Annotated in this window: 17 protein-coding genes; 10 read left to right on the top strand and 7 right to left on the bottom strand. The window is 61.2% G+C overall.

The features are described from left to right. Nucleotides 1-313: 313 nt before the first annotated feature. The 4 genes from rpsL (at nt 314) to def (ending at nt 4,436) form a co-directional block, all read left to right on the top strand. Nucleotides 314-688 (top strand): 30S ribosomal protein S12, encoded by a 375-nt coding sequence (gene rpsL, locus H0921_RS13650; protein ID WP_194539050.1) that lies wholly within the window; start codon nt 314-316, stop codon nt 686-688. A 78-nt stretch (nt 689-766) separates the two neighbouring features. Continuing rightward, a complete protein-coding gene (gene rpsG / locus H0921_RS13645; protein ID WP_194539048.1) occupies nt 767-1,243 on the top strand; it encodes a 30S ribosomal protein S7 in 477 nt (158 codons plus the stop codon). Nucleotides 1,244-1,533: 290 nt separating this feature from the next. Continuing rightward, a complete protein-coding gene (locus H0921_RS13640; RefSeq protein WP_194539046.1) occupies nt 1,534-3,660 on the top strand; it encodes an elongation factor G in 2,127 nt (708 codons plus the stop codon). Between the two features lie 212 nt (nt 3,661-3,872). After that, nucleotides 3,873-4,436, top strand: coding sequence for a peptide deformylase (gene def / locus H0921_RS13635; protein WP_228499704.1), 564 nt, complete (start codon nt 3,873-3,875; stop codon nt 4,434-4,436). Nucleotides 4,437-4,603: 167 nt separating this feature from the next. On the opposite strand, the gene H0921_RS13630 is transcribed toward def, so the two are convergent. From H0921_RS13630 to H0921_RS13615, 4 genes are all read right to left on the bottom strand, one after another. Then, nucleotides 4,604-5,197 (bottom strand): PilZ domain-containing protein, encoded by a 594-nt coding sequence (locus H0921_RS13630; protein ID WP_194539044.1) that lies wholly within the window; start codon nt 5,195-5,197, stop codon nt 4,604-4,606. A gap of 417 nt (nt 5,198-5,614) precedes the next feature. Further along, complete coding sequence (locus H0921_RS13625; protein WP_194539042.1) at nt 5,615-6,550, bottom strand: ABC transporter ATP-binding protein; 936 nt, start codon at nt 6,548-6,550, stop codon at nt 5,615-5,617. Between the two features lie 2 nt (nt 6,551-6,552). Next, nucleotides 6,553-9,042, bottom strand: a complete 2,490-nt coding sequence (locus H0921_RS13620) for a hypothetical protein (protein WP_194539041.1) — start codon at nt 9,040-9,042, stop codon at nt 6,553-6,555. Between the two features lie 24 nt (nt 9,043-9,066). After that, a complete protein-coding gene (locus H0921_RS13615) occupies nt 9,067-9,366 on the bottom strand; it encodes a MazG nucleotide pyrophosphohydrolase domain-containing protein (protein ID WP_315851903.1) in 300 nt (99 codons plus the stop codon). Nucleotides 9,367-10,111: 745 nt separating this feature from the next. On the opposite strand from H0921_RS13615, the gene H0921_RS13610 reads away from it, so the two are divergent. Next, nucleotides 10,112-11,755 (top strand): BBP7 family outer membrane beta-barrel protein, encoded by a 1,644-nt coding sequence (locus H0921_RS13610; RefSeq protein WP_194539039.1) that lies wholly within the window; start codon nt 10,112-10,114, stop codon nt 11,753-11,755. A gap of 123 nt (nt 11,756-11,878) precedes the next feature. Here H0921_RS13610 and H0921_RS13605 read toward each other — a convergent pair whose 3' ends face one another. Next, nucleotides 11,879-13,027: a serine/threonine-protein kinase gene (locus H0921_RS13605; RefSeq protein ID WP_194539037.1), complete on the bottom strand. Its 1,149-nt coding sequence runs from the start codon at nt 13,025-13,027 to the stop codon at nt 11,879-11,881. A 383-nt stretch (nt 13,028-13,410) separates the two neighbouring features. On the opposite strand from H0921_RS13605, the gene H0921_RS13600 reads away from it, so the two are divergent. Then, entirely contained in the window at nt 13,411-14,439 is a 1,029-nt protein-coding gene (locus H0921_RS13600; protein WP_194539035.1) for a sugar phosphate isomerase/epimerase family protein, read from the top strand. Nucleotides 14,440-14,768: 329 nt separating this feature from the next. After that, the gene (locus tag H0921_RS13595) at nt 14,769-15,725 is read left to right on the top strand and encodes a DNA-methyltransferase (protein ID WP_194539033.1); all 957 of its coding nucleotides are present in this window, start codon (nt 14,769-14,771) and stop codon (nt 15,723-15,725) included. Here the strand turns inward: H0921_RS13595 and H0921_RS13590 are convergent. Continuing rightward, a complete protein-coding gene (locus tag H0921_RS13590) occupies nt 15,717-16,352 on the bottom strand; it encodes a hypothetical protein (RefSeq protein WP_228499701.1) in 636 nt (211 codons plus the stop codon). The two genes, H0921_RS13595 and H0921_RS13590, sit on opposite strands and share 9 nt — an antisense overlap. Nucleotides 16,353-16,712: 360 nt before the next feature. Here H0921_RS13590 and H0921_RS13585 point away from each other — a divergent pair, with 360 nt between their 5' ends. Beyond that, nucleotides 16,713-17,912 (top strand): aldose epimerase family protein, encoded by a 1,200-nt coding sequence (locus tag H0921_RS13585; protein ID WP_228499698.1) that lies wholly within the window; start codon nt 16,713-16,715, stop codon nt 17,910-17,912. 68 nt (nt 17,913-17,980) lie between these two features. On the opposite strand, the gene H0921_RS13580 is transcribed toward H0921_RS13585, so the two are convergent. Further along, a complete protein-coding gene (locus H0921_RS13580) occupies nt 17,981-19,405 on the bottom strand; it encodes a DUF1501 domain-containing protein (RefSeq protein WP_194539031.1) in 1,425 nt (474 codons plus the stop codon). Between the two features lie 477 nt (nt 19,406-19,882). On the opposite strand from H0921_RS13580, the gene H0921_RS13575 reads away from it, so the two are divergent. Beyond that, nucleotides 19,883-20,980, top strand: a complete 1,098-nt coding sequence (locus tag H0921_RS13575; RefSeq protein WP_194539029.1) for a DUF1559 domain-containing protein — start codon at nt 19,883-19,885, stop codon at nt 20,978-20,980. A 301-nt stretch (nt 20,981-21,281) separates the two neighbouring features. Then, nucleotides 21,282-21,731, top strand: coding sequence for a hypothetical protein (locus tag H0921_RS13570; RefSeq protein ID WP_194539027.1), 450 nt, complete (start codon nt 21,282-21,284; stop codon nt 21,729-21,731). Nucleotides 21,732-21,871: the final 140 nt, after the last annotated feature.

Below are 21,871 nucleotides of genomic sequence, written 5' to 3'. Positions count from 1 at the left end.
CTGGCTTCCCCGCTTGCTGTTCCCCCCTCTCCGCCGCTCCTATGGCCCGGCTCGGAAACCGGTAGCCTGGGGGGAGGCCTTTTTTCGTCTCCCCCTCTGTCCGCCCCACCTCCCGGTGCATACGATACTCTGTCCCACGGTGTGAAGGCTGCGGATGTTTTCCGTCCCGCAACCGGAAAATCGACTTCCGGCTTGGATACTCCTGGGGACGAGAAGCCAGCTTCCCCGGAGATGAGAAACCAGCGCTTTGCCCTGGCAGGCGGCCTGGGAATACGATCAGAGCAGACGTAGGCAACATAAGGATGTCCGGCTCATGCCAACGATCAATCAACTGATCCGTAAGCCACGGGTCCCGCAACACAAAAAGCCTCGCCATCCTGCGATGGAAGGCTGCCCCCAGAAGCGGGGGGTGTGTACGGTGGTCAAGACGATGACGCCGAAGAAGCCGAACTCGGCGCTGCGGAAGGTGGCCCGTGTGCGCTTGTCTACCGGTGTGGAAATCACCGCTTACATCCCCGGCGAAGGCCACAATCTCCAGGAGCACTCGATCGTGCTGGTCCGGGGCGGCCGCGTTCGTGACTTGCCGGGCGTCCGCTACCACATCATCCGCGGCGTCCTCGACTGCCAAGGCGTCCAGGATCGCAAGCAGGCCCGCTCCAAGTATGGAGCCAAGAAGAACCAGAAGTAATGCGAGGGCCGAAGCCTCGCTTTCCTGGACAGGCGGCGGAGATAGTTTTTCCCGGTGTTCTAACCCCCGAATACGCCTATGGGTGCCAAAAAACGGACTGCCAGCTACGAAAAGCTTGTTCCCGATGTGCGCTACAACTCGCTGCTCGTCAGCAAGTTCATCAACTGCCTGATGTGGGATGGCAAGAAATCGGTGGCCACCCGCGTCTTCTATCAGGCTTTGGATCAGATCCGCAAGCGGATGCCGGATGCGGACCCGCTCCAGATCTTCACGCAGGCCGTGGAGAACGTCAAACCGACGCTGGAAGTCCGCTCCCGGCGTGTCGGCGGCGCTAACTACCAAGTACCGATGCAGGTCAAGCCGAAGCGGGCCGAAAGCCTGGCTATCCGCTGGATCATCCAGGCGGTCCGGGCGAAAACCGGCCGGCCGACCTACCTGAAGCTCGCCGATGAACTGCTAGCAGCCTACCAGCGTCAGGGGGACGCGATGGCCAAACGCGAACAGACCATCAAAATGGCCGAAGCCAACAAGGCCTTCAGCCACTTCGCTTGGTGAACCGGCCTCCCCCGCACTTTTCCTGAGGCGTCTAGCCCTTCCTTGCGGGGCTGTAGCAGGCAGATATCCTACCCCAACGGCACAGCCCGATCCCAGTCGATCCCAACCGCCGCTCCTCTAACTGCGCTGGGATTTTCTCCTGTTGGTATCCCGTACCTGCTTCCGTGGAACCGCCTTCCGTGGAGTTGTGGCGCGGAAAAACCTCAGGCGCAGGGCGATTTTCCCTTTCTCCGCTCGTCTTATACGATGATGACATGAGCCTGTGAGGGAATTGAGGGGATTCAGCCGCCATGGCGCATGCCGAGAATGTGGACCTCGCCCGCCTACGCAACATCGGTGTCGTCGCCCATATCGACGCGGGCAAGACGACCACCACGGAGCATCTGCTCTATTATTCCGGGGCCAAGCATAAACTCGGCGGAGTGGACGAAGGGACGACCGAAACCGATTACGATCCGGAAGAGCAACAGCGGGGCATCACCATCTACTCCGCCTGCGTCCCGTTTCACTGGGCAGGCCACACGATCAACCTGATCGACACGCCGGGCCATGTCGATTTCACCGCCGAGGTGGAACGGTCTCTGCGCGTGCTGGACGGAGCGATCGTGGTTTTCGATGCGCAGAAAGGGGTGGAAGCCCAATCGGAAACGGTCTGGAAGCAGGCGGACAAGTATCAGGTTCCCCGGCTGGTCTTTATCAACAAGATGGACGTCGTGGGGGCGGACTTCCGCTGCTGCTTGGAAAGCATCCGCACGCGTTTGACTCCCCACCCCCAGGAGCACGGACAGGCCGTCCCGGTCGCCATTCCCATCGGTTCGGGCAGTAGCGCCGACAGCCGCCAGCCCTTCCGCGGAGTCATCGACCTGATCCATCAACAAGCCCTCTTTTTCGATCCTGCCGACTTGGGCAAGACGATCCATACGGCCCCCATTCCACCGGAATGCGCCGAGGAGGTGCAGCAGTGGCGCGAGTTCCTTTTCGACACCCTCACCCGTTATGATGACAAGGACCTCATCACCTCCACATTGCTGGAAGGGCAGGATCCGCCCCCGGAATTGACCCGGCGGCTGCTACGGGAACTCTGCCTGGCCCGCCGCATCTATCCGGTGCTCTGCGGTTCGGGGCGCGAGCACATCGGCATTCAGCCGCTCCTCGATGCCGTCGTTTACTATCTGCCCAGCCCCCTGGACCGCCCCCCAGTGACCGGCTGGGACCCGAAAACCCACAAGGAGATTCGCCGCAAACCGGATGTCAAGGAACCCTTCTGCGGCCTGGTCTTCAAAGCGGCCTGGCACCCCAGCGGCAATCGCTTCTTCATTCGCGTTTATTCCGGCATGATGAAACCGGGCATGCGGGCTTACAACCCCGGCAAGGACATCAAGGAAAATATCCCCAAGCTCTACCACGTGCATGCCGACCCCGCCCGCGGCCTGGAGGAAATCGACCGGGGACCGGCCGGCGACATCGTCTGTGTCATCGGCCTCAAAGGCAGCGTCACCGGCGATACCTTGTGCGAGACCGCCCATCCGATCCTGCTGGAACCGATCACCTTCGCCGAGGCCGTCGTCAGCCAGTCCATCGAACCGGAAAGCAGCGCCGACAAGGACAAGCTGGCCTTCGCCCTGGAAGTGCTGCAACTGGAGGACCCGACGTTCAAAGTCCGCACGGATAAGGAGACGGGGCAGACGCTCATGAGCGGCATGGGCACCCTCCATCTGGAAGTCAAGAAGCACCGGTTGGAGCGGGACTTCCGCCTCAAGGTGCGGGTGGGCAAGCCGCGGGTCAGCTACCGGGAGATGCTGCGGGAAGCGCGCACTGTCACCGCCCGCATCGACCGCCTGGGGGACAAGCCTGCTTTCGCCGAGTTGACCGTCGCCTTCACCAATCACAAAAGCGACAAGCCCGTGGAAGTAACCTGTGCCGTGGATACCGAAACCCAACCGATCCCCCCGGCTTTCCTCGCGGCAGCCCAACGCGCCCTGAGCGAGGCCCTGACCACCGGCGAGCTGGGCTATCCCCTCATGCATACCCAGGCCCGCATCCTGGAGGCCCGCTTCGATCCCCAACTCTCCTCCGAGGACGCCTTTGTCGCCGCGGCCATTCGCGCCTACCAATTGGCCACCCAGGATAACGTCCTCCTGCTCGAACCGATCATGAAAGTCACCGTCACCACGCCCCAGCAGTTCCTGGGGAACATCCTGGGCGATCTGGCGGCCCGGCGCGGCGAAATCGACCAGCAGGAACTCAGCCCCACCGGCGACCGTGCCGAAGTCGTAGCACGCGTGCCCTTGGCCCGGCTCTTCACCTACGCCAACGAAGTGCGCAGCCTCAGTCAGGGACGCGCGGCGGTGACCATCGAACCTTACAGCTATGAACCGGCCCCGCCGGAAGTGCTCCGGGAACTGCTCGGCGAATAGCCGCCGCCAGGGATTTCCGAACGACGAGATGCATCCGCCTCCCCGCTGATCGAGGCACCCAAGCGAGTCGCCTCACCAGTCCTGTCAACGCAAGCCGTCCTACCAGCGGACTCATGACGCCGCCAAGCCCCAGAGGCTCTCCAGCTTGCGCTTCTATAATGCTGAGAGAGGAAATGCTACGCCCCTGCCTTATGCCTTCAGGACAAACCGTGATGACGTCATCACTGAAGATTGTCAAATATCCGCATCCGGCCTTGCGTCAGAAAGCCCAACCGGTCACCGCCATCACGGCCGAGGTACGCCAGGTAGCCGCCCGCATGCTCGAACTGATGTATGAGCATGAAGGCCTCGGTTTGGCCGCTCCCCAGGTCGCTCTCCCCTGGCAACTCATCGTCCTCAACTTCTCCGCGGACCCCGAAGACAAGGAGAACGAGTTCGTCGCCATCAATCCGGTCATTCTGGAAAGCAAAGGGTCGGTGGTGGGGCGTGAAGGGTGCCTGAGCTTTCCGGGGTTGTACCAGAACGTCCGCCGGGCCAAGACGGTCAAAGTGCAAGCCTACAATCTGCAAGGCGAACCTTACGAGATGCTCTGCCACGATCTGCCCGCCCGCGTCTGGCAGCATGAAATCGACCACCTCCACGGCATCCTCTTCATCGACCGGATGGGATCGCTGGGGCGGGAACGCAGTGCTCGCGAACTGGAACAATTCGTCGCCGAATTCGAGGAGGAAAAACGCAAAGGGCTGCTGCCTGCCGATCTCGCCCCCCGGCTCTAATCCTCAACCGAACCAATAGCGTCACGACCAGCGGATCGTCGGAGCGCTCGCTCATCCACCCCTCTACCTGATCTGCCCATTGCCCAAATGGAGGGGGAACGGGTTCCGGCGCTCCAGGGGCTACGCCGGATGCAGCCCCCAATCAGCCAAAACTATGCATCGCTCCATCAGCCGAAGAGAAGTAAAACATTCCAGGGCGGGGTTTGCTCGAACTCACAACCGACTTCGTAGTATTCCTCCTGGCGGCGGCAGTTGCGAACGATGACGTTGATATAACCGACGGTATCCGGGGCATGAGCGGCTCGGACTTTGAGCACCACTCCCCGCGGCACCTCTGTGGCCAGAGCAATACATAAACCGCCGGTGGAACGATCCAAGACGAAGCCATCCGTCACCCCGCGATGGAACAAGGGCGAGGCAACTGTTACACGCACCACGGCCCCGCCCCTGCGGATAGAGGCGCGCCGTTCAGCCAGGGCCAATTGCCGGGGCGCCCATTCCAGGGCGGCTTCCTCGGTGGCAGCATCCATCTTCTGGCTGGCTGCCGCAGCTTCTGCGGCACTCGCTAAACGTTCTGTGGCCGAGGGCCGCCGCCGCCAAGCGTAGAACCCCAAGATCAGCAGGGCAACCCCCAGTCCTACCCCCATAGCCAGGGCATTATCTTGCCACCACTGCACGAATGCATCCAAGTCCATCGTCCCCCACACCCCTGCCACCTCCGCCCAAATCGCTGCCCGCGGATGGGACACCGAAGCCGCCATCGAGCGGCCATCCCCCAATCGGAGCCATTCCTCCGTGGAGCCGGTCCGGCTTAACGAGGCTCCTCTTGGAAATGCCCCGGTACCTCGCCGACATGGGGCAAGCCCCGAACAGCTCCAGCAACTGCACAGGCACCACACACCTCCAGGGACTGCTCCCAGGCTGGAATGGCCCCCGTAACTGGAATGGCCCCCGTGTCTCTCGTTTTTCACTTCATTCAAAAACCTAGCACACAATCGGAAATGATTCAGAAAAGACCGTCCTGCCTGCTTTCGCCGCCAGCCGAAAAATGCGGAGGGATCAAAGGGAAAAGCCCGGCACGATCATGAGGGGGGAGTGAGGGAAACAGTGCAATCCAGAGGTATCCTGGAGAACGAGCGGGAGGCCGGGGCTGGCACCGCCGGCGCGGGGGAACCAGATTAGCTTGTGATGCCCTTGGTGATGCGCATAAAGACGTCTTCGATGTTGACTTCTTTTTCCTTGAAGAGGCGGAGGCGGAAGCCGGCTTGCAGCAGGCGTTCCGGAATGAAGCTGCCGTCCTCGTATCCGTCTCTAAGGCGGACATCGAGGGCGTGGGTTTTGGGATCGGGCGTGACGCTTTCGACTTCGGGGAACAAACGGAGGCGTTCGGCAGCTTCGGCATTGCGGTCATGCAACACGGCCACGGTGAAGACAGATTTGCCCCGCACCGCCTGAATGGCAGCTTCGACGGTCCCATTCCAGATCAGCTTGCCCCGCTCGATGATGCCGATCTTGTTGCAGATGTCGGCCAGTTCGGGCAGGATGTGGCTGGAAACCATGATGGTCTTGTTTTCCCGGCGCAAGCGTTTGATCAGTTCCCGCATTTCGATGCGGGCGCGGGGGTCCAGACCGCTGGCCGGTTCGTCGAGCAGGAGCACTTGCGGATCGTGGAGCAAGGTTCGGGCCAGTCCCAGGCGCTGGGTCATGCCACGGGAGAGGCTGGTCACTAGGGCATCGCGTTTGTAGCCCAGATCGACGTAATCGAGGACCTGTTCGACACGGCGGCGGCGGGCCGGACCATCGATACGATAGGCGGCGGCGAAGAACTCCAGGTACTCCGTCACCTTCATGTCGTCATAGACGCCGAAGAAATCGGGCATGTAACCGATGAGGCGGCGAATCTGTTTGGCTCCCGTGTAGATAGAGTAGCCGCAGACCGTGGCTTCTCCCCAACTGGGATTGAGCAAGGTGGCCAACATCCGCATGGTCGTGGTTTTGCCGGAACCGTTGGGGCCGATGAAGCCATACACATCCCCTTGCTCCAGGCGGAGCGTCAGGCGGTCCACGGCGAACAAATCGTTGTATTTTTTGGTCAGGTCCCGGCATTCGATCATGGCTATGGCTGTCCTGCAACGGTCGAGGAAGAAGCAATGGGCAAGTAGAGGCGGACCCAAGTTTCCTGCCGGCCCCGGCCGGTCAAAGGGGTGCGCGTCGCCATTCCGTCCGGGGGCTGGCGCCACCACAGGAGGGAAGGGGAGGACGGCCCGCACAACTGGCTTTCGGCATCACCCACAGGGAGGACGGTCCGGCCGACCAGAATAATCTCGCTGGTATGTTCTGGATGCAGCCGCCACGACTGGTCCAGCCGCCGCAGGGAAGCATTGCGGGGGAACACACCCTCAGCAAAGCTCAAGGACCCCTCGTGGAAGAGCAAGCCGAGCAGAGGTATCGCGGTCGAGGCCGAGCGTTCCTCAGTCATTGCGGAAGTCGAAACTGGAGCCGGCACAGCTCCCCCGGCAGCTCCCCGAACCGGACCAAGGCGCTCCCGGTAAACCGGAGCACGCCAGAGCAGCTCTTCCAAGCGGCTTTCCCGCTGCAACCATTGATCCGCTCGCGTTCCGCCGTCGAGCACCACTTGGACCTTCTGTCCACGCAGAACCACACCGCCGGGCACAGGGTAAGCCTGCCCTGCGTAGAAGAGCACGCAGTCCGCTAGCACCGGCACGGGAAGGTCCAGGGTGAAGCTTCCGATCACAGCCCGTCCGTCGGCAGGGGGGTGCTCCAAGGAACAGCGCACGCGCGGCTCCTGCGCCGGCCAACGCCCGCTCCAGTTGACCACAAATGCCTTCGTGGACCAGACCTGAATCGGCACTTCCTGAAGCACCCCCAGGGGCTGATCGCGCCACGGCGACCACTGGTACTGGCGGCGGAGCAAACCGGCGCGCGGACCGCGGGGAGCACCCCACCAGCCGATGACCGTATCGCTCGTTGTGCCGACCCAATCCGGCTGCCCCGTCACACTCAGCGTGTAATGCTCAATCCGGGGGCTGAATAGGCCCAGCCACGTGGTCCCGTACACCCGTCCTGCCGCCACCTCCACGTCCACCACATCCAGCTTGTTGATCCGCAACTCTTGGCCTTTCCAACGAGAAGCGGACAGGAATGCCAGCACCGTCACAGTCAAGACAATGATGGGAAAAGTCACCCACGTCCACTCCTGCCGCCCGATCAGCCGCTTGAGCAGCAGATACTCCAACGGACCAATCACCAGCAGGTACAGAACCAGTAGCACTGCCACCCAGCCAAAGGAAATAACCGGGATGCCCTCGAAGGTGTCCGCATGGGCGCGTAGGGCGGCGGCTAGCTCATCTTCTTCTTCGCTCACGTCGGCGTCGAGCGGCTTGGGTTTTCCTTCACTGCCGACGGAGGCCCGCGCTGCCCCCCCTTCCCGCAGCACCCAATCCCAGAACTCGCTGCGTAGCGGGAACTCGGTGAATGGCGGGCCATGCAGGTCGAAGGCGATGCAGGTAATGCGCCCCAAGCCGAAGGGCCATTGGACTGCCACCAGCATCAGGCTCGGATCATGCTGGCGTTCCGGCGGCGGGATGAGGACCCGGACCGCTGGGTGCGGCTTGCGGACGCAGTCCGCCACGGGGAAGCGGCCCTGCTTACTTCCCAGCGCGCCGTGAAACACGCCGAATTGACTCGACAGCGGCGCGTTCCAGTGCAGCAGCAGCACATCCGCTGGGCGCTGGCCCCGAATCGCCACCGGCAGGACTTCCTGAAGGTCCGGCAGCCGAGCCACGGTATCGGCCAGCGAGCCGCCCGCCACCACCAGCCGGCCTCCCCGCCGCACCCACTCCAGCAAGGCCTCGCGCCGTTGCCGCACAAGCGGCGCTGCCCCGGCGGACCACAGTTGCTCCACAAACTCCCGCGATTCCTCGCCGAGAAACAGGACGGCCAGGTCTACCGTCTCATAGCCGAACCAGTGGCCGGGCAATTGCTCTACCGCGGTCAGAGTAGCTGTGAGCACGCGGCCCCCGCGCAACCCCCCCGCACTGGCAGCATCCCCCCCAGCAGGCTTGGGCAGCTCAAAGTGCGGCGGCTTCAAACCCAGGAACAGCACGCTGTAGGCCAGCGTATCTCGCAAGCGGCCCAAACGCAGGCGGAACGGTTCGGAGAGGAGTTGGCCGCTTTCCGCACCGCGCACCTCGATCAGGATATCCGTACCGCCGATCGGGCGAACATACGCCCAAGCTCCCAAGGCCAGAGTACTGAGGGCACGCCCCGCTTCAGCCTTTTCCAGCGGGAGCGGCACCCTCTGGATCGTAGTAATCCCGTCGCTATCCGGCGCGGAAAGGACCAGTTCTACCGTTTCGGGCACAGCGGCCTGAAGCTGGAAAGTCACATCCAGCGGGGTCCACTGTCCAAAGCGAGCGAGCGGAGTTTCCTCCTCGGTGGGAAAGCCGAGCCGGGCAGCGGTGATGCGGATCGGCCATTCCTGGGCCGCAGCGGTCACACCTGTTCCCATACCGCCGCTGAGCCAACCCAGCAGGGCTAGACTGAGCAGCACCCACCTTCCCCCGCCCCGGCGATCTTCCGCCATGCCCATCCTGCTCCGAAATCCGCGTTAGGGTTTGGCCGCCACACAGGCACAGGGGCAACACCGGCACTTGGGACAACCTGAGCCATAGAGTTGCTCGACGGCCTCATCTAAATCTACGCCAGCGATGTTGGCCAGGGTCGCCAGCCAGGCCAGCACATCGGCAAATTCGTGGCGCAGATGTTCTCGGTCCTCTCCCGCTCGCAAAGCCGCCGCCAGCTCCCCGACTTCTTCCATGAACCACATAAATGTCCCTTCCACCCCTCGGCGGGCATCTTTGCTCCCGAAGGTGGCCTGAATTATCTCTTGCAACTCGCGCAAAGTCACGGTGCTGGTCCTGCTACGTGCCGTTCCTTGGCAGCCTGTCCCTCCCCAGCTTGCGCCGGAGCTTTTCTACCCCTGCGAAGCCTTTCTTCCCCCCAAGTCGCCCTCGTGCCTCGGCATGGGGATTCTATCTCCGGCCTCCCCACCCGGCCAAATCTCCCCTCCCTTCCCACCCTCTCAATCCGGAGGAAGCCTAGATCCGCCGCGCGAACCAAACAGGGCCGAATCGGTTACGACCGCACCCCTGAGGGAGTTCATTTAGGAGGTTCCTGTTGGTATCACCTTGGCCAACCGGTCGTGCCACTGCCCGACCTGCCCAACGCACCGATGGTTTACAACCCCCGAACAACCTGGGTGCTCTCCGCGGAATAACGCCGATGCGGTGGGTTCAGACCTGGAACAGTCCGACCCACCCGGAGGAAATCCACTCACTTCAGCACATTGATCATTAGGCCGCTTAATCCTTAGGCCGCTGTCAAACTAGGAAATCAGGCGACTTTGTACCGAACATGCCGCAGAGCAGAACTCCGAGGACTCCTCTATCCTCTCGGTCCGGATGGCGCGAACACAACGGCTACGCCGATAGGACCGTATAGATGCTCGGCCACCGAAACAGCGATCGGCTGGCCTCCAGGGACAATGACGGATAGACGGTTCCGGCAAGCAGGGAGGGCATAGCGTGCTGGCACGCATTAGGCAGAAGCTGAGGGGGCAATCGTTTCCAAGCCGCGCAGGAGGCCAAGGGCGGATGCTGTGGCTGAAACGGTGGGGCATCTGGGGTCAGGCCGTGGCGGGTCTGTTGGGTCTGGGGACCTCCGCCGCCTGGGGACAAATGCCTGAGCGGGAAGGCATCCGACTCTATGCGGCACCAGCCCCGCGCGACACTTGGCCGTCCTCGGCGGAAGGGATCCCCGCTACTGGCTCGTCTCTCTGGCGGCGACCGGAGATGGCAGCCAACCCTGGGCTGTGGCCCTATTCCACGAGCGACTCTCAGCTTGGCTATCGCTCGCGGGAACGCACGCCCCGTTTGGCCCGGCTCTCCTCGCTTCCCGTCGGACCCCTGGATCGGCCAAAGCCAGTAGCCGCCATGCCGTCAGGGTTTTCCACCTTTGGACCAGAGGAAGCCACTCCTGCCCGCCCGGCCCCACCCGAAGCACTGTCTTCCCTTCCTCCTCCGGTTTCGCCCGTTCCTTTTTCGGCTGTTCCATCGCCCGTGCCGTTCCCGCGGGGCATTCGCCTGCAATCCGCCGCCCCGGAGTTGGGTCCAGAGCCGGAGGCCGCCTTCCCCGCCCTTGCTCCCAGTCCGGACCCCGGCGGCGTCCTGTGGACGAACCTGGAAATCCTCATGTGGGCCGGCTCCGGCCAACACCTTCCCCCCATGATGACCACCGGCGATCCGATCACTCCCCAGAATCTGGCCGGCAAATTGTTCACGCCTGACACCCGCATTCTCTTCCCCCTCGACCGCGTCAACAATGAGTTCCGCCCTGGCTTCCGCCTCAGCGGGGGAACCTGGCTCGATCTCAATCGGATCGTCGGTCTGGAGGGCGACTTCTTCTTCCTGCGCAACAGCAAAAAGGGCCTGACAGCAGCCTCCGATGCCAACGGCAATCAGATTCTGGCCCGCCCCTTCATCAATGCCGTCACCGGGATGGATGACGCCATCCTCGTGGCCTATCCCGGCGTCCAGCGCGGCGCCATCGACGTGCAGGTGGAAAGTTTCGTCATCGGCGGCGGCACCAATGCGCTGTTCAATCTCTGGAATGATCTCGGCGGCAAACTCGACCTCCTGGCGGGCTACCGCTATTTCGGTTTATTCGATGAAGTCAGCATCAAGGAGGACACGACAGCGCTGAGCGCGGCGGCGGCACCGCTCAATCCCGGCGATCACTTGCAAGCCCTGGACCGTTTCCGCACCTTCAATCACTTCCACGGCGGGGTGTTGGGAATTGCTGGCGAGCGCCGCTTGGGGGTTTGGTTCCTGGCAGGACGGGCTTCGGTGGCTCTCGGCGGAGTCCGACAGGTGGTGGAGATTTCCGGGCGAACAGTGCTGACGCCCCTCGGCGGCCTGCCTACAGCCACGGCGATCGGCCGCTTCGCCCTGCCGTCCAACATTGGCCGCTACCAGCAAACCACTTTTGCCGTGCTGCCAGAAGTCAACGTGCGCGGCGGCGTGCAACTGACGGAAAGCGCCCGCCTCTACGTCGCCTACAACTGGATGTACTTGAGCAACGTCGTGCGAGCGGGGGAACAGATCGACCCGCGGATCAACCCCATCTTCCGTCCCCCCGTGACCCTGCTGCCGGGAGAGCAGCCGCCAATCTATAGCGGCTTCCGCACCAGCGATTACTGGCTCCAGGGTCTCAGCTTCGGTATGGAAGTCCGCTTCTGAGTGCCAGGTTAGGTGGAGGGATGGAGGAAGATGCCGATTAGCGGTCAAGGTGGCAAGAGGGATGCGACACCCCATCTGAAATAGCAGGACCTTATGCACACCCCCTGAAACAGCGGAAGGCCATCAACGCCCGAAAAGCCAGGCGAAGAAGCCCCGTTTCTTTCGGGGAGGCGGGGCGGAGACGTGGGCCTCTACCGGCGGCGGCGGGGCAATGCCAAGGGACAGCCACTGGGCGAGCGGCAGCCAGGCTTGCATGGCGATGAGCACCTCGCGGGCCGAGGCATAGCGTGCGTGGGGGTCTTTGGCCCCCATCTTCTGCACGATTGTATCGATTTCCAGGGGCACTTCCGCACGTTTCTGCCGGGGAGAGGGCACACCGCGAATCTGCCGCTCCGCCATCATCTCCGGTGCCAGACCTGGAAACGGAACCTCACCGGTGAGTAAATAGTAGAAGGTGGAACCCAAACTGTAAACATCGCTGCGGGCGTCGATCTCGCAACCCCAGGCCTGCTCCGGCGCTATGTGAGCGATTTCCTCGGCATACTCGCGGGTGTTGATCCGCCGCGTCACTCGCGCCCAGGGATTCTCCAGCATGTGGGTCAATCCCAAATCCAGCAACTTGACCCGATTATCCGGGAGCAGAGCAATGTTGGCTGGCTTGATGTCGCGGTGGACCAAGCCCAATTGATGAGCGGCGTACAGTCCCACCGCCGCCTGGGCCACAATCTGCGCTGCCGTATGGGGAGGCAGCGGTCCTTTCTCCGTCACCAGGCGGTCCAAAGTCACACCCGGAACATGCTCGGTGACCACAAAGTGCGTCCCTTGCCAGTGGCCGATATCTAGCACCCGCGCTATGTTCGGATGGCTGACCTGCGCCGCCGCTCGCACCTCCTTGAGGAACTCCCGCAAGATGGTCGGGTCAGAGACCCGATCCGTGGGCAACACCTTCACGGCGACACGCCGCTGCTGCTGCGTGTCCTCTGCGAGAAAGACCATTCCGACCCGGTCCTGGCGAATACCATCGAGAATCTTGTACTGCCCCAGGATAAACCCCCGCGTCCGGCCATTGAGGAGCTGCATCGCCTGGAACTTTGTCAGCAACTTTTTGCGGACCAGATGCGTGGCCAGTTGCAACGGCGGCAGCTTCGCGGGGTCCACATTCAGCTCGGCCAGGACCGGCAGCAAGTCATCGGGCCGCAGCAAACCGCTACGCAAAATCGCCTGTACGAAAGGAGCGTTGAGAGGACTGGGTAAACGGGTACTGGTGGGCACAGGGGTAACCTCCACGCCTCCTACTAGCAGCTATCCTGGTGCTCGCACTTCAGAGGGTAGACTCGCCGACTGTTGGGTCCATACTTGAGCTTCAAGCACGGAGGGCAAAGTCGATCCGCACTGCCGCAGCGGCCAGACTTCCTGCTCGTAACCATAGCTTATACTTTTGCCTTGGATCGTCGGGATTTTCCGAAGTTCCCAGATTTTTTTCATTCTGAAGCGCAACCCTGCTGTTTCCGGCCCGTTGTTGTGCGGGTGGCCGTAATTGTTCGCTCAGACCTGACTCGCCGGTAAGGTTTTCACCCTAATCCATTCCAGAGTGAGTTTGTAAAACGGAGGGTGGCGGGTGGGGTAAGGTGCACACAATCCGAGGAGAAAACGCCATGACCGAGGTTCGCTGGGATCGACGGCAATGGTTGACCGCCACGGTCGGAGCCGCCGCTTGGGGCAGTGCGGCAGTTCCGGCGGCAGCTTCTCCATCCTCGCCTCCCGCGGCCTCGCCTCCGGCACCAGCGGCGCCGTCTTCGCGCCCAGCACCGGCCTTCCGCTTCTGCCTTAACACCAGCACGGTCCGGGATGCGCAAGGGCGTTCGCGCCCTCTGCCGGATTTGATCCGCATTGCCCAGCAGGCCGGCTACGACGCTCTCGAACCGTGGACCCACGAGGTGGAGGCTTATCTGCAAGGCGGGGGAACCCTGCGGGAATTGCGCCAGCGGCTCGACGATGCAGGCTTGAAAGTGCCCGATCTGATCGGCTTTGCCGAGTGGATTGTGGCCGATGAAAGCCGGCGCAAAAAAGGCCTGGAGCTAGCCCGGCGCTACATGGATTGGGCCGCCCAACTGGGTTGCCCCCATGTGGCTGCGCCTCCCGTCGGTGCGACCGGCGGCGGCAGTCCCCGCGATGATCCCCGCCGCTCCGATCCTGTCACTGATCTGCTCGCCGCTGCCGAGCGCTACCACGCCCTGGTCGAACAGGGCCGCCGCTTCGGCGTCATTCCCCTTGTGGAAATTTGGGGGTTTTCCCGTACGCTCCGGCGGCTCGGTGAAGCCCTGTTCATCGCCGCGGAAGCCATGCAACCCCATGCCGCCATCCTTCCCGACATTTACCACCTCTACAAGGGCGGCTCTGACTTCGCCGGCCTGAAACTGCTCGCCCCCACCGCCATTGGCATCTTCCACCTCAACGACTATCCCAACATCCCGCGGGACAAGATTACTGATGCCGACCGTGTCTATCCCGGCGATGGCACCGCTCCCCTTCGGCAGGTCCTGCAAACCCTCAAGACCCTCGGCTACACCGGCTACCTTTCCCTGGAGCTGTTCAACCGCTCGTACTGGAAACAGGACCCGCTAGCGGTGGCCCAAACCGGCTTGGAGAAGATGAAAGCCCTGGCCAACTCCCTGGCTTCCTAAGCTGTTCTTGAGTTTACCTGCCATTTCATCGACTTCACCCACACCTACCTGGACCAGCACCGCCTTACTCCCACTCCCTGGACCAGCACCGCCTCCGCCTGTCTCTAGGGGGCATTGTTGACACTCTCTCACTTTCCAAGCCCCTCGCCTTGGTTCTTCCCTGTAACCTCTCTTACAACCTCCAGAGCAAACATATGGGACAGAAGTGGCTAAACTACAACTGTTTCCGACTCGCTAGTACAGCCCAACTTTCCCATGCAAAGTACATTATAGCGGTAAACTATCCGCTCTTGCGTCAATGTTTGTATAGGGATAGAATTCCTTCAACAATGGAGACAATTCATTCTCTGGCTTTAGGTTTCGAGCACGTTCGGGTTGGCCAGTCGGTTCTGGTTTACGCCGATTGCCTGGAGTGGCTACGTCGCGCCCCACGGGATAGTATTCATGCCGTTGTGACAGACCCACCTTATGGGATCAAAGAATACGAACCAGAGCAACTCGCCAAACGCGCGAACGGCAAAGGGGGTGTGTGGCGGATTCCTCCCACGTTTGATGGCCATGAGCGAGCTCCGCTCCCCAGGTTTACGGCCCTGGATACAAATGCCCGTCAACACTTACGACATTATTTCACAGAATGGACTCGATTGCTCCTGCCAGTCTTGCGCCCGGGTGCCCACGTATTCATCGCCACCCATGCTTTTATTGCTCCTCTGCTTTATGAAGCGCTAGTCGCAGGTGGTCTGGAGTTTCGGGGACAGATTATTCGTCTGGTGCGCACCCTAAGAGGCGGTGATCGCCCGAAAAATGCGGAAACCGAGTTTCCCGGTGTCTCCTCGATGCCGAAAGGGTGCTATGAACCCTGGGGGCTATTTCGCAAACCGCTTCCCGCGAAGATGACCGTCGGTGAATGCCTCCGACGTTTTCAAACCGGCGGTCTCCGGAGAACCGCTCAAGGCAAACCTTTTGAAGATGTTATCGCCAGTGAACGGACACCTCGCCACGAGCGGCAAATCGCCCCCCACCCAAGCCTAAAACCGCAGTCCTTCTTGCGGAGAATCTGTCATGCATCTTTGCCATTGGGCCAGGGGGTCATCTTAGATCCTTTTGCCGGCAGTGGCTCGACTATAGCTGCGGCGGAAGCACTCGGTCTAACTGCGATCGGCATCGAACGTAATCGCGACTTCTACAAAATGGCTCGGGATGCAATTCCTCGCTTGCAGCAACTGGAGGTACCACTTGGGGACCCTGAAATGATAGCTCACCCCGACCAACCCAGCCTATTCTGAAACGCGATAAATCCAATTCGCCCGCATCTTGTCAAATCCACTCCTTTGTACGCTAGCGGTAATCGTCCGCCGGCTTGTCCCAGAACGGCCCGAAAATCTCCAGTCCGACTTTCTGAGCTTCGCTCCCACCACTTCGACAAATCGGAAGGGCCTCAGCTCAACATCTTGGACTTCATCGCGTGAACTGTTTGCATCGAATACAAACACTATCAGCCAGCCCTCCTCGGGATTGTGCCCCTGCCAGCCGGACCTGTACCTTGATGCTTTGACTTCGATCCCTTCTTGCCCCCGAAGCACAGAATCTCCGGAATAGTACCCTCTTGGCAATAGGTCGGGATACCCGTTGTGATGGCGATTTTTGACAAGTGAACTACAGTATTTCGGTAGAGTCCCAGCTATGAATTCGCTTACGATGCTACTGAAAGTGGCAGGCATTACTAACAATTCAAGCCTGCGAATGCCCTTGCGATGCAATTCCCAGTTGATAAACCCTAAGAAGTCAATGAATGCCTCCATCGCTTGGCGGATGTGTCGGACTTCTAGGCCATATGGAAGAATAGCTTGAACATTGAAATCATCTGCTCGCACAGGGAGAGGAGTACAGGCAGTCATCTCTTCGTTAGACATTTGGCTCTCCTTGTGATCTATCAACACAGGGACTAGCTCTCTTTTTTTCGCATTCGATAAAACACAAGTAAGTTTCGCTTTCAAAAATTGGCCCTATCGGTGTCAATGCGGACCACCTCCCAACACGACACATTTGCTTCCTACCCCCTGGGCATCCTTCTTAGATATCTGGTACCTCAAAGCAACGCTCGCACGTCCGTATACGTTCCAATAGGGGAAATGTGTACGGCCTGGTCCATTTGGGAAATCTGGCGGGAATTAGCCGGGGGTGCTCGCCAAGAGCCGGTTCCAGGCATAGCATTGTCCCCGCCGTCAAGGCTGGTGGATAGACCCTTCCATACTTCCGCGGAGGAATCGGGCATGATGGGCCTTGGTCAGAGCCGGTGCTGGGCCGGACAGCTTATGGCCACCGTGTGTGTGGCCTGGGGAGTGGGTTGTCTGATGGTGGGGGCCGGAGCCGGTGCTACCCAACGTCTCGGTCCGGCTTACGAGCAGGAGCCGTGGGGGAAACTCCCCGCAACGGGCAAAGGGCCGGCCCTGCCCGTGACCCGTTATACCCTGATCAACGCAAACAACCTGGTGGTGCGCTGCACCGACTACGGCGGCATCATCACCGAAATCCGCACCCCGGACAAAGAGGGGCGCTTCGCGGACATCGTGCTGGGCTTCGACAAGCTGGACGACTATCTGCGCGGGCATCCGTACTTCGGAGCCAACGTCGGGCGCTGTGCCAATCGTATCGCCAAAGGCGTCTTCACTCTCGAAGGGAAGCAATACAAATTAGCCACCAACAACGGTCCCCATCACCTGCACGGCGGCAATAACGGCTTTGACAAGAAGCTGTGGCGGGCGGAACCATTCGTCCACAATGTCGGCCCCGGCATCCAGTTCAGCTACACTAGTCCCAACGGCGAAGAAGGGTATCCCGGCCGCCTCTCTGTCACCATCCGCTACACGCTGACTGACACCAATGAGCTGATCATCGACTATCGCGCCACGACCGATGCGCCGACGCTCTGCAATCTCGCCCATCACAGTTACTTCAATCTGGCTGGTCACGATCAGGGGACGATTCTGGAGCACGAGGCGCACTTTGCCGCTGCCCACTACACCCCGGCAGATGACACGTTGATCCCCACAGGCAAAATTACCCCCGTGAGCGGCACGCCTTTCGACTTCACGCGGCCCAAGCCAATCGGCAAGGACCTGGCCCAAGCCGGGGGGCAGCCCGTGGGTTACGACCTCAACTTCGTCCTGGACAAAGGACCGACCGAGCGTCCGGAATTCGCCGCCCGCATCGTCGATCCCCGCAGCGGACGCACCCTGGAAGTGTACACCACGGAACCCGGTTTGCAGTTCTACACCGGCAATTTCCTCGATGGCACCCTCAAGGGCAAAGGCGGGGCGGTGTACCAGCAATACGCCGGCTTTTGCCTGGAGCCGCAAAAATACCCCGACTCCATCCACCAGCCGCAGTGGTGGGACAAATCCAACCCCATCCTCAAGCCGGGGGAAATCTACAAACAGACAACGATCTACAAATTCGGCGTCCGCAAGTGAGGAGCCAGACTCTGCGGGAATCGGCCATGAGAGGCTGGATCAACGGCATCCGCCCATGAGCAGCCGGGTCAGAACAGCTCGCGGATCGGCTCGCCGCCATCGGGCAACAAATGGAGGAGCCGGCCGGCGGGATCGGTATAGGTGCTCTCCAGAGGGACGCCGAAGTGGCGATAGATGGTGGCGGCCAGATCGCCCGGAGTCACCGGCCGCTCTTGGATGGCACCTCCATCCGGCGTGGAGCTGCCGATGACCTGGCCGTGGCGCAGTCCGCCGCCAGCCAGCAGAACGGTCATGACGTAGGGCCAGTGATCTCGGCCATCGGTGCTTCCCTGGGTGCCGATGCGGGGCGTACGGCCAAACTCCCCCATCGCCACCACCAGGGTCTGTTCCAGCAGGCCGCGCTGCTCCAGATCATCCACCAGGGTCGTGACCAGATGATCGAACAGAGGCAGGAGCGGCCCCAATCCCTTGCGGATGCCGCCGTAGGGCGGGATGTTATCCCCGTGGGTGTCCCAAGTGCCGCTGGCGGTGTGATAACTCAGGTCCAAGGTGATGAAGGCCACACCGGCTTCGACCAAGCGGCGGGCTAGTAACGCCTGCTGGCACCACAGATGGGAACCATACCGATCCCGGATCACCCGCGGTTCCTGCTCCAGGTCCAGGGCCGCCCGCACCCGGCTGCTCGTCAGCAAAGTCACCGCCTGCTGCGTGTAACTCTCCAGGGCCTCCCCAGCCCGGCTGGACTCCCAATCCCGCCGCAAGCGATCGAATTGCTGGAGCAGCCGCTGCCGATCCTGCAACCGGGCAGCATCCACTCCCACGGGTAATTCCAACAATGCTCCACGGGACACCTTGCCGGTGTCGTTGCCGACCAAATCGTAGATCGGCAAGCGAGCGGCCTCGTTGGCCAGAAACGGATCGTATTTCTGCCCCAGATACCCCGCGAAGGCAAGGTGGGTGCGGGAACGCATGAAGGCGGCATAGGCCGGTGCGGCGGGATGATTCGAGCCGTAAAACTTCGCCACCAGAGAACCGATCGCTGGGTACTTAACCGCTTCGGGATTGGTGCGCGGCTCGGCCCGGCGATTGGCCGTCTGCATCACCGTGTTCGGCTCGTGATTGCTGCCGCGGCAATCCACAGAGCGCAGCAGGGAAAAGCGATCGAGGCGCGCGGCCAGTTTCGGCAAATGCTCGCAAATCACCACACCGGGAAGCCGCGTACGGGTCACGCCGAATGGCCCCCGATTCTCCGGCGGGCGGTGGGGCTTGGGATCGAGCATGTCAATGTGGCTTGGTCCGCCAGCCAGCCAGAGCAAAATCAGAGCTTTCGAGCGAGATGCCTTTCCCTGCGCACAGGCCTGCAACCACCGCGGCAACGTCAGCGCTCCCACGCCTGCCAGACTGGCTTTGAACAGATTCCGCCGCGTCAGGGTCAAACCTTCCTTGGCCTCCGCATGCAAAAAACCGAAAGCATGCTCGTGATGATGACGCATTCCCGCCCCCTCTTCAGAATTCTCTCAATAAACCACCGCTCTCCGCCACCTTCCGCCTCACACGACCTCCAGATTCTTCTCTACACTTTACTCCCCTACCCTGCCCCCTACAAGCAGAAAACCGCAGCGCAACCAGGTCAACCCCTGGTAGCGCCCTCTTCCTAGTCCCGGAGGGAGTCCCTCGGACGGCAGAAGTCTGTCATGACCCACGAAAGAGGCGGCGACATTTTTCCGCCAGCAAAACTAGCGATCCTGCACCGTTCGGGATTCTCCCCGACCTTCTGCCAAAACCGAGCAGGACTGAAAAAACTATGAGTTGTGACAAAATGCATATTGCATCTGGGCCGTATCAAGCGGTAGGATAATACCAGTGTTATCAGGAAGGTCGGGAACCTTCCAGACCGTTTCCCTCCTCCTGCCTTATCGGTTCGCCCAGGTTTTTTTCATCCCCTTATGTTTGGTTCCGGAGGTTTTGCCATGAAGCGCCGTGTGTTCTGCTCGCGGAAGCGTAAGGCATTTACGCTCATTGAGCTGCTGGTAGTGATCGCAATCATAGCGATCCTGATCGGGCTGTTGCTGCCCGCCGTGCAGAAGGTGCGGGAAGCCGCGGCCCGCATGCGCTGCCAGAACAACCTGAAGCAACTGGCATTGGCCTGCCACAATTACGAGTCGGCGCATCAGACGCTGCCGCCAGCGGGAGTCGGTTACGGCTTCTGCTTCTCCGCACCGGGCGGTCCCGGCGACCGGCAGGTCCTCAACATGAGCGGCTGGATTCTGGTTCTGCCCTACATCGAGCAGCAGGGTCTGATCCAACAAATGAACCTGCAACTTCCCTTCTGCGATGTGATCTGGGACAATGCGGGCGCCATTCGCAATCAGAACGGTATCTACACCGGCCCCCCGTGGAACGGCAACACAAGCGCTCCGGGGACTCCCACCCAGAACATGCTGCTCATGAACACCTATCTGTCGGTGTTCGCCTGTCCTTCCGATTCCGGCCCGCGGCAAAGCACTCCGCAGAACCATCCGAACCGCTATGGAGCGATTGGTCCTGCGTCTGGCGGCTTGCCCGGCCAACGTACCAATTACGACTTCATCACCGTGGCGGGGAGTGACTTCAGCACCTGCAACTGGTGGCGGAGCGCCGCAGTGAATCTCCGTTATTACTTCGGGGAAAACAGCCGCGTCACGGTCAACGACGCCAAAGATGGCGCCAGCAACACCTTCCTCATTGGGGAAACAACGGTAGAGCCGCGGTGCAACGGCTGGGGGCCAGTGTGGGGGTATCGCGGTTGGGTGCAAACCGGTCTAGACCCAGCCCGCACCACCTCCGGTCAAGGAATCAATGACTGGTCGCTCATCGCCACCTGGACGACCTGCGGGACGCCGGGCGGCCCGAATCCCCCGCGGCCTGGCCGTCTTGGCGATTGGGGACGCATCGGTAGCCTGCATCCGGGCGGCGCCAACTTCGCCATGGGCGATGGCTCCGTCCGCTTTGTGCGCGAAACAATCCCGGCTACTACCCTCCGTCTCGTGGCTCTCATCAGCGACGGGTCTATCGTCAACCTCGATTGAACCCCTGGTCGAAGGGAAGGGGCGCGGCACCCGTTCGGCCTCGCAGGAACACCAACCTTCCCCCTGGCCTGCCCTGCGTGTTTTTCTGGCGGGCAGGGGTTTTGTTGACCTGCTGGCTGCTCCCCCTCGGAGTAACGGCTTGGCGGTCTCTTCGTGATGGCCTTCGGGTATACCGCCGGAATAGCATCCTCCAGGAAAGGAAGTACCCGAAACAAAAGTCAGAAAACCCCGGCAGGGAAGTAGCCGGAACAAAATGCAGAAAAAGAACAACCCTGAAAGAAGTCGAAGCAGGAGTTCGTCTATGATGCGATGCAGTGTGTGGGGTGTGTGCGGCGGATTGCTTCTGGTGCTGGCGGGATGTGGCGGCTCTGGCGGCGCACGCGTGCCAGTCAACGGGGAAGTGCGCCTGGATGGCAAACCGCTCCCCGGTGTCAAAGTCACCTTCATCCCCGAAAAGGGAACAGAGGGCTTCGGTGGCTTCGGCGAAACCGGCAGTGATGGCCGCTTCGTCATCGCGGACACCAAACAAGGCAAACCCGGTCTCGCGCCCGGAAAATACAAAGTCATCGTCAACAAAGGCGTGCTGAAAAACATGAGCGGTGAAGAACCGGTCGGTGCCATCATCGAATCGGACCTCAAAGACGAATTCCCGCCCTATTACAGCAGCCCGGCGGAGACGATCCTCTCCTACACCGTGCTCGGCGATGGCAAACCGATCATTATCGAATTGGAATCCAAGAAGAAACGTTGATCCTCCGCGGAAAAGCCTGCTGCTTTGCCCAGGGCGGAGTTCCCCGCGTTGTGCTCCGCCCCCGTCCCCAGCTTTCCCCAGTCTCTCCGCTTTGCTTTCCATTTCCGACAGCAGCGCTGCCGCTTTCTTTCCCTCTTCGA

Origin of the sequence: Thermogemmata fonticola (assembly GCF_013694095.1) — a bacterium.
GTDB classification, from domain to species: domain Bacteria; phylum Planctomycetota; class Planctomycetia; order Gemmatales; family Gemmataceae; genus Thermogemmata; species Thermogemmata fonticola.
This window is presented reverse-complemented; position numbering and strand designations above follow the sequence as displayed.